General features: G+C 73.1%; 11 protein-coding genes. 1 reads left to right on the top strand and 10 read right to left on the bottom strand.

Features of this window, described 5'->3' with window-relative positions:
* Positions 1–40: 40 nt before the first annotated feature.
* From ABD481_RS36545 to ABD481_RS36520, 6 genes are all read right to left on the bottom strand, one after another.
* The gene (locus tag ABD481_RS36545) at positions 41–1,327 is read right to left on the bottom strand and encodes a DUF445 domain-containing protein (RefSeq protein ID WP_344670434.1); all 1,287 of its coding nucleotides are present in this window, start codon (positions 1,325–1,327) and stop codon (positions 41–43) included.
* The gene (locus ABD481_RS36540; RefSeq protein WP_344670433.1) at positions 1,296–4,226 is read right to left on the bottom strand and encodes an AAA family ATPase; all 2,931 of its coding nucleotides are present in this window, start codon (positions 4,224–4,226) and stop codon (positions 1,296–1,298) included. Before ABD481_RS36540 ends, ABD481_RS36545 begins: the two co-directional genes overlap by 32 nt.
* A complete protein-coding gene (locus ABD481_RS36535; protein WP_344670432.1) occupies positions 4,223–5,365 on the bottom strand; it encodes a metallophosphoesterase family protein in 1,143 nt (380 codons plus the stop codon). The genes ABD481_RS36540 and ABD481_RS36535 overlap by 4 nt, the downstream gene beginning before the upstream one ends.
* A gap of 62 nt (positions 5,366–5,427) precedes the next feature.
* Positions 5,428–6,513, bottom strand: a complete 1,086-nt coding sequence (locus ABD481_RS36530) for a prephenate dehydrogenase (protein WP_344670431.1) — start codon at positions 6,511–6,513, stop codon at positions 5,428–5,430.
* A gap of 30 nt (positions 6,514–6,543) precedes the next feature.
* Positions 6,544–6,906, bottom strand: coding sequence for a chorismate mutase (gene aroH / locus ABD481_RS36525; protein ID WP_344670430.1), 363 nt, complete (start codon positions 6,904–6,906; stop codon positions 6,544–6,546).
* 165 nt (positions 6,907–7,071) lie between these two features.
* Positions 7,072–8,103, bottom strand: a complete 1,032-nt coding sequence (locus tag ABD481_RS36520) for a helix-turn-helix transcriptional regulator (protein WP_344670429.1) — start codon at positions 8,101–8,103, stop codon at positions 7,072–7,074.
* 102 nt (positions 8,104–8,205) lie between these two features.
* On the opposite strand from ABD481_RS36520, the gene ABD481_RS36515 reads away from it, so the two are divergent.
* Complete coding sequence (locus ABD481_RS36515) at positions 8,206–9,768, top strand: MFS transporter (RefSeq protein ID WP_344670428.1); 1,563 nt, start codon at positions 8,206–8,208, stop codon at positions 9,766–9,768.
* A 120-nt stretch (positions 9,769–9,888) separates the two neighbouring features.
* Here the strand turns inward: ABD481_RS36515 and ABD481_RS36510 are convergent, their stop codons facing one another.
* The 4 genes from ABD481_RS36510 to ABD481_RS36495 all read right to left on the bottom strand — a co-directional run.
* Positions 9,889–10,884, bottom strand: coding sequence for a pseudouridine synthase (locus ABD481_RS36510; RefSeq protein ID WP_344670427.1), 996 nt, complete (start codon positions 10,882–10,884; stop codon positions 9,889–9,891).
* 69 nt (positions 10,885–10,953) lie between these two features.
* Positions 10,954–11,646: a septum formation family protein gene (locus ABD481_RS36505; protein ID WP_344670426.1), complete on the bottom strand. Its 693-nt coding sequence runs from the start codon at positions 11,644–11,646 to the stop codon at positions 10,954–10,956.
* Positions 11,647–11,726: 80 nt separating this feature from the next.
* Positions 11,727–12,626, bottom strand: coding sequence for an SMC-Scp complex subunit ScpB (gene scpB / locus ABD481_RS47535; RefSeq protein ID WP_425559380.1), 900 nt, complete (start codon positions 12,624–12,626; stop codon positions 11,727–11,729).
* On the bottom strand, positions 12,623–13,592 hold a 970-nt coding region (locus ABD481_RS36495; RefSeq protein WP_344670425.1), incomplete at its 5' end, for a segregation and condensation protein A. The genes scpB and ABD481_RS36495, both read right to left, overlap by 4 nt.

The raw sequence follows: 13,592 nt of genomic DNA, 5'->3' as shown, positions 1-13,592 counted from the left end.
GCATGCCAGGACCGGCCCACACAGCCCTGCGCCGTCCCGCTCAGAACGCCAGCTGCGACAGCGTGTAGATCACCAGACCGGCCAGCGCGCCGACCACGGTGCCGTTGATCCGGATGAACTGCAGGTCACGTCCCACCTGGAGCTCTATCTTGCGGGAGGTGGCCGGGCCGTCCCAGGCCGCCACGGTGTCGGTGATCAGCGACGTGATCTGGTCGCGGTAGGTGGTCACCAGGTGCACCGCGACCTCGCGGACCCAGCCGTCGGCCTTCTCCTGGAGCCGGACGTCGCTCTCCAGCCGGCGGCCCAGGGTCCGCAGTCCCTCGCGGGCCCGGGTCTGGAGGTCGCTGTCCGGGTCCTCCGAGGCGGCTATCACCGCCTGCCGCATCGCGGTCCAGCCGGAGGCCACCAGGCTTTGCAGCTCGGGGTGGTTGAGCAGCTCGGTCTTGAGGCCCTCCACCTTGCGCCCGGTGTCCGGGTCCGTCTTCAGCTCCTGCGCGTAATCGATCAGGAACCGGTCCAGGGTCTTGCGCAGCGCGTGGTGCCGGTCGTCGCGGACGTTCGCCGCCAGCTTCACCAGCTCGCGCTGGATGCGGCGGGCGACGGCGTCGTCCAGGAAGCGCGGCGACCACAGCGGCGCCTCGCTGGACACCGTGTTCTCGATCGCCTCCGGGTTCGCCTCCAGCCAGTCGTGGGCGCGCGCGGCGAGCGTGTCGACCAGCTCGTGGTGGCCGCCGGACGCGGCGAACCGCTCCAGCAGCCCGCCCAGCGGCACCGCCAGGTCGGCCTTGGCCAGCCGGGAGGTGACGGCCTCGCTCAGGATCTTCTGGATGTCCTCGTCCCGCAGCACGGCCAGCACCCCGCGCACCGCCGTGGCCAGCTCCTTGGTGACGCGGGCGGCGTTCTCCGGCTGCGCCAGCCACTGGCCGGTGCGCTTGGAGATGCCGAGCGAGGACAGCCGGCCGCGGATGACGTTCTCGGACAGGAAGTTCTCGCCGACGAACGTGCCGAGCCCCTCGCCGAACTGGTCCTTGCGGTTCGGGATGATCGCGGTGTGCGGGATCGGCAGCCCCAGCGGGTGCTTGAACAGCGCGGTGACCGCGAACCAGTCGGCCAGGCCGCCGACCATGCCGGCCTCGGCCGCGGCCTCGACGTAGCCGGTCCAGCCGGTGACGCCGTGGTTCTGGAGGATCTTCATCGTGATGTAGACCACGGCCGCGCCCAGCAGGAACCCGGTCGCCACGGACTTCATCCGGCGCATACCGCGCTGTTTCTGGAGTTCGCTGGGCGTCAGCGGATCACTCGGACGGGCTGTTCTCACGATCGCCATTCTGGACCAGTGAGCGGACTTGCGCCGATCCGACCGAACTGTAGCGGTCGGGATCACACGTGAAGACGACGATCTGGGCTCCGGGCGTGGCGGTTCCGTCGGTGCTGTCGGCCCCCGCGACGCCGCCGGCGGAACCGGCGTGGGACAGCAGCGCGCCGAGAGTCCGGCGCCGGTCGGGGTCGGCGGCCCCGAGCGCGTCGTCGATCAGCACCGGCACGCCGCCCTCCGGCCCGACGAGCGCGGCGCACGCCAGCCGCACGCACATCGCCACCGCCTCCCGCGCGCCGGTCGACAGCTCGGGGTAGGGGTCGGTGCGGCCGTGCAGCGTGCGGTGCGAGACCCGCAGGTCGCCGTCCACGGTGACGCCGAAGGAGGGCCCGAACACCAGCCGCCCGAACCGCTCGACCTGCTCCTTGAACGGGCCCTGATAGGCCTCGGTGGCCTCGGCCCGCCGCCGGAGCAGCGTCTCCTGGAGCAGGCGCGCGGCCTCGGCCCGGGCGGTCACGGCCCGCCGCTCCCGGTCGGCGACGTCCCGCCGCGCCTCGGCCTCCCGGCGCCGGTCGGCCAGATCGTCCCCGACGGTCTCCAACCGGCCCGCCAGCCGCTGCAACTCGCCCCGCGCCTCGGCGATCTCGGCCTCGGTCCGGGTCAGCACGCCCCGGGCATTGGTCAGCAGCCAGTCCACCTGCTCCGGCGCGGCCTCGCGATAGGCGGCGTCGTGCGCGGCGCGGTCCTGCACGGCGGTGGCGAGCGCCTTGGCGGCGTCGCCGTCCCGGGACTCGATCGCGTCGTCGTCAGCGACGGCGCGCGCCTGGGCGAGCCGGGCCCGCGCGGCCTCGTGCTCGGCGGCGAGGTGGTCGGCGCGGCCGCGGAGGTTCTCGGCGGCGGCGGCCAGCTCGCCGGCCTCGACCGCGGCGGTGCGCAGCGCGGCGGCGGCCAGGTCGAGGTGGGCGGCGGCCTCCTCGGACTCGGCACGCCGGTGCTCGGCGACGGTCTCGGCCTCGTGCCGGTCGACGGGCGGCAGGGTGCCGGGATCGCGACGATCGAGATGGTCGGCGATGCGGGTCTCAAGGCGCGCCTGCTCGTCGGCGAGCGCCGAGGGGTCCTTGCTGAGCCGGTCGCGCGCGGTCTCGGCGGCGCGGAGCGAGGTGCGGGCATCGGAGTGGCGCTGGAGGCGGACCCGCGCAGAAGCGAGATCGCGGACGCCGGCCTGCCGGCAGAGGTCGGCGAGATCGGCTTCGGCGAGGTCGAGCTTGGCGCGGAGTTCGCGCTCGCTGGCGCCGGGAGCGAGGGTGATGCGCAGGACCCCGGCAGCTTCGATGACCAGAGGGTCGGTGATGCGACGGACGACGGGCTCGGTGCTGGGCACGGTGGTGCGCGCCGCGCCAGGAGCGACAAATCCGATCGAGCCGACGCCGCCGACAGCCGCTCCGTGCCCGGCAGTCCCGGCGACAGCCGCGACCGTACTCTGAGCGCCCCCAAGGCCCTCAGCGCCATCGGCACTCTCGCCGTCGGCTGATCCCGCCGCCGCGACCGCCGTCGCCGTGTCAGCCTGCTCCGCACGAGCCGCCGGCACTGACACGCCCCCCGCGACCGCCGCCCCCGACACCGTCACCTCGCCCTCGCCGAGGCGCTCGATCCGCACCGTCGCCGCGGTCACCTCGATCGCGGTGCGGGCGTCGCGGACGGCGCGGTCGGCGGCCTCGATCCGGTCGACCAGGCGGTCGTCGATCTCGGTGGCCGCCTGTTCGGCCTGGGCCGCGGCCACGTCCCGGTCGGCTTCGGCGACCGCTTCCCGGTCGGCCTTGATCCGCTCCAGCTCGTGGGCGTCGCGCTGCCACCGGTGGTCGGCGTCCGCTTCCTGGAGGCGGCGCAGGGCGAGGCGGTGGGCCTCGTCGGCTTCCTGGTGCATCGCCAGGACTCCGTTGCGGCGGGCCTCGGCCTTCGCGCGGACCTCGGCCTGGGCCTCGATGTCGGCGCGGAGCTTCTTCAGGTCGGTCGCGTGGTCGCCCACGGTCAGCACCAGCGTCTGCCGAGCCTCCCGCGCGCTCGCCGCCAGCTCGGCGTCCCGCTCCGCGCGCTCGACGAGGGCTGTCGCCTCTTCGCGGCGCCGCCGCAGCGTCTCCACGATCGCGGCGTTCTCGCGCAGCTTCTCGTGCTCGCCGCGGTCCTTGGCCAACCGCTGCTGCAAGCGGCCCAGGCGGGCGAAGACCTCGCTGTGCCGCTCGGCGTCGGACTCGACGCGGGCCAGGGCCTCGGACAGCTCGTCGGCCTCCCGCACCGCGGCCGCGTACGCGTCCAGGGCCGCGCGGTACTCGCCGGTCGGCTGCTGGTGCTTGGGCGTGTAGTAGCGGGCGACCTCCTTCTCGACGCGCTCCACCAGCGTGTCCTCGGCGCGGTCGGACGGGCCGGCGCCGCCGGCCGCGGCGTCCAGGGCGGCGCGCAGCGAGGTGCTGGTGGCGATGCGGTCGACGTCGAAGGGCTTGTCCTGGAGCACCCGCAGGGCTTTGAACAGGTCGTAGTCGGTGGCCTGGCTCAGGATCGCGACGACCCGCTCGTGCGCCTCGCGGCCGGTGAGCGTCTCCGGCGCCGGGGCCAGCACCCGCAGCTCGGTCAGCGACCGCAGCAGCCAGCGCTTGCGGTACACCAGGTGGTGGCCCCCGACCCGGAACTCGGCCTCCACCTCCGGGCCGGCGTCGCGGTGCCGGGGCTTGACCGCGCGGACCGCCTCCTTCTTGGAGGAGTCCAGTTCGTCCAGCAGCAGCCCGAAGGCCTCGATGGTGCTGCTCTTGCCGGACTCGTTCGGGCCCTCGACGAGGGTCACGCCCCGCTCGGCGAACGTCAGCTCCCGGTCGGCGACGCCGCGGAAGTCGGTCAGCCGGATCCGCAGCAGTCTCACGAAGCCCTCCCGGACAGGCGCACCAGCAGGCCCAGCGCGTCCGACGCGCGGTGCGCCGCGTCCTCGTCGCCGCCCGTCGCCAGCTCGCGCAGGTCGGCCAGGGCCAGCGCCGCGAAGCCGGTCAGCCCGAGGCCGTCGAAGTCGCCGTCGGCCGGGCTGACCGCCAGGTCCGAGCGGCTGGCGGAGTCGCGGTGGCCGGCGAACAGGTCGGCGACCTGTTCGCGGAGCGCGTCCAGGGCGCCCTTGTCGGCCACCGACAGCGTGCCGCGCAGGGCGAAGTTCAGGATGGTCCGGTCCTTGTCGGGCATCGCCATCAGGCGCGCGCGCAGGTCCGCGACGTCGGCGGCGCCGTTGAGCTCGACCGCCACCTGCTCGAACCGCCAGCTGCCGACGCGGTGCCGCCGCACCTCGGGGGGCCGCGCCGGATCGGCCTCGTCGAGCTCGACCACCAGCACGTTGCCCGCGTCCACCTCGTCGAAGTCGGTCGGCTCCGGGGCGCCGGAGTACCACACCCGGGGCGCCACCTCAGTGGTCGAATGCCGGTCGCCGAGGGCGACGTAGTGCGCCTTCCCGGCGTTCAGCGCGGCCTGCACCGCCGCCAGCCGGATCGCCGCGACCGGATCGGCCTGCGGCGCCACCGCGTCGACCGCGCCGTGCCCGACCGCGACCCGCAGCACGCCCGCCGGCGCCGGCTCCAGCCCGGTGAGCAGGTCCCCGAGCAGGTCCGACGTCGGCCGCTTCGACCGCCACGGCGCGCCGACCACCTCGAACCCGGGCCGCACCGCCACCGGCGTCTCGTCGCGCAGCACCGTCACGTTCTCCGGGCAGGCCTCGCGGAACCGCTCGGAGTCCCAGATCGAGGCCGCGTTCAGCGGATCATGGTTGCCCGGCAGCAGGAACACCGGAACCGGGACCCCGCGCAGCTTCTCCAGGGCCTGCCGCACCGTCCGCGCCGACTCGGTGTTCGTCTCGAACACGTCGCCGCCGACCACGATCGCCTCGCAGCCCTCGGACACGGCCAGCCGACCGAGCGTGCCGAGCACGTCCCGCCGCGCGGCGTCGAACTGTCCCTGGCGCTCGCGGTCCAGGAACCGGCGGCCCATGCCGAGCTGCCAGTCGGCGGTGTGCAGGAATCGCATAGGTGTCCACCGTAGACGGTGGGGCCGTCAGGGCGTGGGCCGTACCGGGAAAGGGCCGGTCCTCACGCCTGCACGGTCCACCCGGCAGCGCCCAGACTGGTCGCGAACCGGTCGGCGACCGTGGGGTCGACCAGCAGCTCCACCAGGCCCGCCTCGCGCCCCGGCGAGTGGTCGATCCGCACGTCCTCGATGTTCACCCCGGCGCTCCCGGCCGCCGCGAACAGCCGCGCCAGCTCTCCCGGCCGGTCGGAGATCAGGACCGGAACGACCGCGTAAGAGGCCGAAGTCGCGCCGTGCTTGCCGGGGATCCGCGCGTGTCCGGCGTTGCCGCGCCGCAGCAGGTCGGCCAGGTCCGCTGCGCCGCGCTTGGCGGCCTCGGCGTCCGGCCCCGCGACGGCGTGCAGCGCCTGGACCGCGGCGGTCAGATCGTCGGCGTAGGCGGCCAGCACCTCGGCGATCGCCGGGGCGTTGGCGGCCAGGATGTCCTCCCACAGCTCCGGGGCGCCGCCGGCGATGCGGGTCAGGTCCCGGATACCGGTGCCGGAGATCCGGACCGACTCCTCGCGGGCGTTCTCCAGCCGGGCCGCCATCAGCGCCGCCACCAGGTGCGGGGCGTGCGAGATCAGCGCCACGGCGTGGTCGTGCTCGTCGGTGTCCATCACCACCGGCACCGCCCCGCACAGCGAGACCAGCTCCAGGGCCTGGTTCAGGGCGTCGCGGGAGGTGGTCGGGCCCGGGGTCAGCACCCAGGGCCGGCCCTCGAACAGGTCGGCGCGCCCGGCCAGCGGGCCGGAGCGCTCGCGGCCGGCCAGCGGGTGGCCGCCGATGAACCGGGACAGGTCCGCCCCCGCGACCGCGGCGGCGTCGTGCAGCCGGGCCTTCACCGAACCGACGTCGGTGAACACCCGGGCCCAGTCCTCCTGCTGCCCCTTCGCCAGCACTTCCGCTATCCGCGCCGGCGGCACGGCCAGCACGGCCAGGTCGACCGGCTGGGACGGGAGCACTGCGCGGCCCGCGCCCAGGGAGGCGGCGGTTCGCGCGGCGGATTCGTCGGCGTCGCTGAGGTACACGTCCACGCCTCGGCGGGAGAGCGCCAACGCGAGGGAGGTGCCGATCAGACCGGTGCCGACGACAAGGGCAGAACGCATGTAGGGAACCCTATCGGCCACGACCGTGGGTTACTGCGCGATGTCCTTGCGGAGGGCGGCGGCGCCACCGAGGTAGACGTGCTGGATCTCGTTCTTGCCGCGCAGCGTGTCCACGTGCGCCAGCAGCCGGACCACCCTCGGCATCGCGCCGACGACGTCGATCTCGGCCGCGCACATCAAGGGAACGTCCACGATCCCCAGCTCCCGCGCGGCCAGCGCCGGGAACTCGCTGTGCAGATCCGGGGTCGCCGTGAACAGCATGCTGATCAGATCGTCCACGGCGAGATTGTTCTGTTCGAGCACCGCCTTGATCAGGTCTGTGACGCCGGCCAGCAAGTGGTCCCGGTCGTCATGGTCGAGCTGGATCGCGCCTCGTACCGCCCGCACTGCCATGCGGCCAAGCCTACTGATCGGCGGCCCCCGACGTCTCGCGCACCGGTCCGGTGTCCCGCCGATCGAGACGGCGCCGGCCCGCCGCTCCCCATCGCCCCAGGCCAGGACCTGGAACGGGGCCGGAGCGGCGGCCGGCGCACCTCAAATCGTGCTGGACCGGCGGGTCTACAGGGCGGTCCCGCGCTCCGTTCCGAGGGCGAGCCGGATGCCCGCCATCTCCGGGCACGGCGAGACCGGCGAGGGCAGCTCGGCCAGCGGCGGCGCCTCGAACGAGTGCCCGCAGGCGTAGGTGTGGCCGCTCTCCAGCGAGTCCTGGCGCAGCAGCTCGATCCGGTCCCGGGTGGCGTCGTCGTTCGGGGTGTAGACCATCATCCGGACGCCCGGGTTCGCGGCCACCTCCAGCGTGGTCACCACCACGTTCATGTCGCCGAGCGCCGGGTGCCGGAAGGTCTTGACCCGCACGCCGCCCTCCGCGACGCTGTGCTCGGCCCACAGCTCGGCGAACTCCGGGCTGGCCGCGCACAGCCGCTTCACGAACTCGTCCCAGGCCGGCTCGCCGACGTGGCGGCCGTAGCGGGCCCGGAAGTTCGCGACCATCCGGCCCAGCTCCTCCTTGCGGTTCACGAAGGGGTGGCAGCACTCCGGGGCGGTGAACACCTGCCACATGCTGTTGCGCTTGTCCTCCGGCGCGTTGACCAGGAACGGGAACAGCAGCGCGTAGGAGCGGTTCCAGGCCAGCACGTCGCTGCGGCCGTTGGTCACCGCGGCCGGCAGCGGCCGCAGCGCGTCCAGGATCTGCTGCACCTCCGGGTCCAGCCGCCGGCAGTTGCCGACCGCCGGCACCGCGGGCACGTCGGCCAGCCGGTACAGGTGCTCGGTCTCGGCCTGGTCCAGCTTCAGGGTCCGGGCCACCGCGTCCAGCACCTGCACGCTGGCGTTGATCTGCCGGCCCTGTTCGAGCCAGGTGTACCAGGTCACCCCCACCCCGGCCAGCTGCGCCACCTCCTCGCGGCGCAGGCCCGGGGTCCGGCGGCGGGTGCCGGTCGGCAGCCCGAGCACCTCCGGGTCCAGCCGCTCGCGCCGGCTGCGCAGGAAGGAGGCCAGCTCGGAGCGCCTGCGCGGGGCCGGGTCCCGATCCGTGGACGGTTCCGGCGCCCGCAGTCGGGCGACAGCTGGGATGCTGGTGTCGATGCTCACGACTACCACTATGCCTCGGTCGGCATCCTGGTGCCAGGTAGTGTCGGTACTAGGATAAGCGGACTCCTGGTACCACGATAAAGTTCGGCCCATCCTGGTGTTGTGACCGAGACCATGAACCAGCCGAACCGCGCGACGACCGCCGAGCGCGCCTCCAGGACGGTGCTCTCCACCGCCGATCCGCAGACCGCGGAAAAGGTCAAACCTGATTCACCGGCCGGCGCGCCCAAGCGCCCCGGCCTGATCCTGGCCACCATCCTGGTCGGCTACTTCATGGCCCTGCTCGACGGCAGCATCGTCAACGTGGCCCTGCCGAGCATCCACGAGAAGCTGCACGCCTCCGGCGCCGGGCTCCAGATGGTGGCCGCCGGCTACATCATCGCCTACGCGGTGCTGCTGGTGACCGGCGCGCGCCTGGGCCGCATCCTGGGCCACGAGCGCCTGTTCAAGGCCGGCCTGGCCGGCTTCACCGTCGCCTCCCTGGCCTGCGGCGTGGCCCAGAACACCGGGCAGCTGATCACCTTCCGCGTCGTCCAGGGCGTGGCCGCGGCGGTCATGCTGCCGCAGGTGCTGAGCCTGATCCAGCAGACCTTCCAGGGCGAGGCCCGGGCCCGGGCGATGAGCGCCTGGACCGCGGTGCTGGCCAGCGGCATCGTGGTCGGGCAGGTGCTCGGCGGCGTGCTGGTGACCGCGAACCTGTTCGGCTGGTCCTGGCGGCCGGTGTTCCTGGTGAACGTGCCGATCGGCGTGGTGCTGTGGGTGGTGGCGGCGCGCACGCTGCCGTCGGTCCGGCCGCCGAGCACGGGCGCGGGCAACAAGGTGGACCTGGCCGGCGTGCTGACCCTGTCGCCGACCATCCTGGCCCTGGTGGTGCCGCTGGTGCTGGGCCACGACGAGCACTGGCCGGTGTGGGGCTGGGTGCTGCTGGTCGGCTCCGTGCCGCTGCTGGCCCTGTTCCTGGCCGTCGAGCGCCGGGTCGCCGCCCGCGGCGCGTCCCCGATCCTGCCGGGCCGGGTGCTGCGCCGGCCCGGGATCAAGCCCTCGCTGATCCTGATCTTCCTGGTGATGGTGGTCTACGCGGGCAACCTGTTCGCCACGGCGATCCACCTGCAGGGCGCCCTGGGCTTCAGCGCGCTGCGGACCGGCCTGGCCTTCGCCCCCTGCGCCGCGAGCTTCGGCCTGGTCAGCTTCTACTGGCGGAAGATCCCGGCGCACCTGGTCCGGCGGCTGGCCCTGGTCGGCCTGCTGATCGGGGCGGTCGCGATGGCCGCGCAGATCCCGATGTTCAAGGACGGCGGCTACGGCGGCGGCTGGTTCTACGTCGACCAGCTGGTGCTCGGCTTCGGCATCGGCCTGGGCAACGCGCCGACCATGACGCTGGCGCTGCTGAACGTGCCGGTCACGGACGCCGCGGACGCCTCCGGCACCCTGGCCACCACCGCCCAGCTGGCCCAGGTGGTGGGCATCGCGACCCTGGGCACGCTGTACCTGTCGGTGGCGCCGGGCAAGGCCCTGCACTCGGCCGGGCACGCGATGGCGGCGCTGTCGGTGGCGGCGATGGCCGTGACGCTGGTGGCGGCGGTGTTCGCCCACTATCTGTACCGGCTGGACCGGCGGCAGCGGCAAGCGGCTGCGACCACGGCAACCGCGGCGACGGCCGCGTGACCTCAGGGGCGGCCCTCGGGGCACTCTCGGCCACGTCTGACGAAGTGACGGAGTACAGCGAACAACGGAAGCGCCCCGGGACCTCGGTCCCGGGGCTCTTCCGTTGTTCTCGTTTCCGGCTCAGAGCCCGACGGCCTTGTAGACGGCGCCGACCTCTTCCTTGTTCAGCGGCCGCAGCCGCTCCGGCTTCTGGTCGCCGAGCGAGATCGGGCCGAACTTGGTCCGCACCAGGCCGCGCACCGGCAGCCCGACGGCGTCCATGATGCGCCGCACGATGCGGTTGCGGCCCTCGTGGATGGTGATCTCGACCAGCGCGTTCTTGCCGACCGTGTCCAGCAGCCGGAAGTGGTCGACGCGGGCCAAGCCGTCCTCCAGGTCGACGCCTTCGCGCAGCCGCTTGCCCAGGTCCCGGGGGATGACGCCGTAGACCTGCGCGCGGTAGACCTTGCGGATCTCGTAGGACGGGTGCGCCAGGCGGTGCGCCAGCTCCCCGTCGTTGGTGAGCAGGATCAGGCCCTCGGTGTCGACGTCGAGCCGGCCGACGTGGAACAGGCGCTCGTTGCGGCCGCGCACGTACTCGCCGAGGTTCGGCCGCTCCGGGTCGTCCATCGCGGAGACCACGCCGACCGGCTTGTTGAACGCGAAGTGCACGATGCCCTCGGCGGTGGAGATGCGCATCCCGTCCACGCGGATCACCGCGGTCTCCGGGTTCACGCGCATGCCCTGATGCCGGACGATCTCGCCGTCCACCTCGACCCGCCCGGCGGCGATCAGGTCCTCGCTGACCCGGCGGCTGCCGACGCCGGCCTGGGCCAGCACCTTCTGCAGCCGGACGCCTTCCTCGTTGGGGTCGGCGAACGGGTCGTAGTCGCGCCAGTCGCGGGCCGGCTTGGCCGAGCCGGTGCCGGTCTTGCCGCCCTGGAGCTGCGGGGCCGGCCGGGCGCCGCCCTGACGGCCGCCGGAGCCGCCGCCCTGACGCGCGCCGGAGCCGCTCTGGCGGCCGGCGGAACCGGCGGAGCCGCCCGAGCTGCTTCCGCCGCCGGAGCCGCCTGCGCCGCCTCCACCACGTCGGGGGGCGGGCTTACTGGGCTGCGAGCGGCGAGCGGGCGTGTTCATGGGCTCCATTGTCCCCCATCGGCGACGCTCGCTCGTCCGCCCGCGTTCAGCCGGGCTACACCGGGCCGGTCAGCCCTTCATCACGCTGCCGGTGATGTCGGTGGCGTTCTCCATGACGCACATGATGTCGTGGTGCCCGGCCTTCCAGGACGCGGAGTCGGGCGTGTAGATGTTCAGGAGCGCGCCGTCCGGAACCTTGCCCTCGTCGAGCTTGGCCGCGATGGCGTCCTTGCACTTCGGCTCGTTGACGGCGTCCGCCGTGTCCACGGCCGGCGGGGTGTCGCCCGCGTCCGGGTACACGAAGGTGTAGAAGGCCTGGGCGTCGTGCGGCTGGTCGCACGGGATCGCCTTCACCGACGAGAACCCGGCCGCCGAGTCGGCGGGCTTCTTGAAGCAGTCGCCGACCTTCATACTGAACGCGCCGAGGTCGCCCTTCTTGCTGATGTTGCCGTCGGAGTTGCGGTCGGCCTGGTTGTGCTTCTGCACCAGGTATCCGCCGCCGACCAGGCCCAGGAAGGCCACGATGCCCACGACCCGGAAGATCATGCCGTAGTTGCGGCGGGGCTTCTCGGCGCCCGGCCCGTACGCCGGAGCGGTCGGCACACCATAGGGGTTCTGCGGCGGAAGGCCGTAGGGATTCTGCGGTTGCGCCTGTCCGTAAGTGCCCTGCTGCGCGCCAGGGGCTATATAACCCTGCTGCGGGTTCTGTCCCGCGTCAGGGGCACCAGCCGTGGGCTGCTGGTGCGACTGTTGATCGGTCATGGCGGAGGACTGTAACGCATCGCGAGCCGCCGCAATCGATCAGCTGACACATTTGCGGCCGGCTCTCTCCGGCCGGGGACTCAGGCCAGTGTCTCGATCTCTTCCATCGACTCCACCGAGGGCAGCAGCGGCGCCAGCGCGGGCAGCTCCTCCAGCGACTGCATACCCATCTTCTCCAGGAACAACGGCGTGGTCCGGTACAGGATCGCGCCGCTGTCCACGTCGGTCCCGGCCTCTTCGATCAGGCCGCGGGTCAGCAGGGTGCGCATGACGCCGTCGCAGTTCACGCCGCGCACCGCGGAGATGCGGGAGCGGCTGACCGGCTGGCGGTAGGCGACGACGGCGAGGGTCTCCAGGGCCGGCTGGCTGAGCTTGGCCTGCTGGCCGTCGAGGACGAACTTCTCCACCAGCGGCGCGCACGCCGCGCGGGTGTAGAGCCGCCAGCCGCCGGCCACCTGCCGCAGGTCGAAGCCGCGCTGCTGCTCGGTGTACTCGGCGGAGAGCTCCTGGAGGGTCTGCACCACCTCGTCGCGGGGCCGCTCGGTGATCTGCGCCAGCACGACGTCGGCGACCGGCTCCTCGACCACGAGGAGGATCGCCTCCAGGCACTGGCGCAGGGGCGGGAGCGGCGCCATGTCGGTCGAGAGCTGCCACGTGGCGTCGTCGAGAGCCGCGATACCCGCGTCGGCGGCCGCCGCGCGGGGAGCGGGCAGCGGGGACTTGGGCTCGGTGCGCTGGGCGGGCAGACCGACGGTGGCGGGGGTGGGGGCCGCGGCGGCTCCGGGCTCGGCGACCTCCACAACAGCTTCCGCTTCCGCTTCTACTTCCGCTTCTGCTGCTGCTTCCGTTTCCGCTGCTGCTTCTGCTTCTGTTTCCGCTGCTGCTTCCACTTCGGTTTCGGTTTCGGCAGCCGTCAGAGCCTCGGCATCCGCGGGAGCGGCGTACTCCGGGCTCTCGTACTCCCAGGCGTCGTCGCTCATTCCTGCTCTCCCGCTTCCGAATCCTGCTCTTGCTCTTGCTCGTCGGCCGGCGCGCTCCGGTCGAACTCGTCGACCGCGACCCGCACGTCGCCCTCGTCGGTGCCGGTCCAGGAGACCGTCAGCTCGGCGAAGGCGTCCGGCTGGTCGAACAGCACCGCGGCCTCGCGGAACAGCTCCAGCAGCCCCAGGAACCGGGCGACGATCGTCAGGGTGTCCGGCGCGTCCTCGCACAGCTTCTGGAACGTCGCGGTGCGGAACTCGCGCATCTTGGCGATCAGCACCGCGACCTGCTCGCGCACGCTGACCTTGCTGCCGTGCAGGTGGGTGACCGACACCTCCGGCGGTGTCCTCGGGGTCATCGCCTTCACCGCCAGCGCGGCGAACTGCTCGGGCGTCAGGTTGATGATGACTTCCGGCAGCAGGTCGGCGAACGAGGGCTCCAGCTTCACCGAGCGCGGGAACATCCGGCCGGCCGAGGCGTGGCGGCGGCTCAGCTCGTTGGCGACCTGCTTGTAGGCCTTGTACTGGAGCAGCCGCGCGAACAGCAGGTCGCGGGCCTCCAGCAGGGCCAGGTCGCCCTCGTCCTCGACCTCGGCGGCGGGCAGCAGCCGGGCCGCCTTCAGGTCCAGCAGGGTGGCGGCGATGACCAGGAACTCCGAGGCCATGTCCAGGTCCCAGGAGTCGCCCCGGGCCCGGATGTAGGCGATGAACTCGTCGGTGACCTTGGACAGCGCCAGCGTGGTGACGTCCAGCTTGTGCTTGGCGATCAGGCCGAGCAACAGGTCGAAGGGGCCCTCGAACTCCGGCAGGCTGACCTGGAAGCCGTCGACGCGCGCGGCGGTGTCGGCGGTCTCCCCCGGCCTGGCGACCACCGCGGACGGGTCGGGCACCGCGGACGCGTCGGGCACGGCAGCCGCGTCGGGCGCGGCGGGCGCGGCGGGCGCGGCGGGCGGCGCGGCTCCGGCT

Origin of the sequence: Catenulispora yoronensis (genome assembly GCF_039531695.1) — a bacterium.
GTDB lineage: Bacteria > Actinomycetota > Actinomycetes > Streptomycetales > Catenulisporaceae > Catenulispora > Catenulispora yoronensis.
Note: the sequence above shows the minus strand (reverse complement) of the source record. Positions and strands in the feature narration are given on the sequence as shown.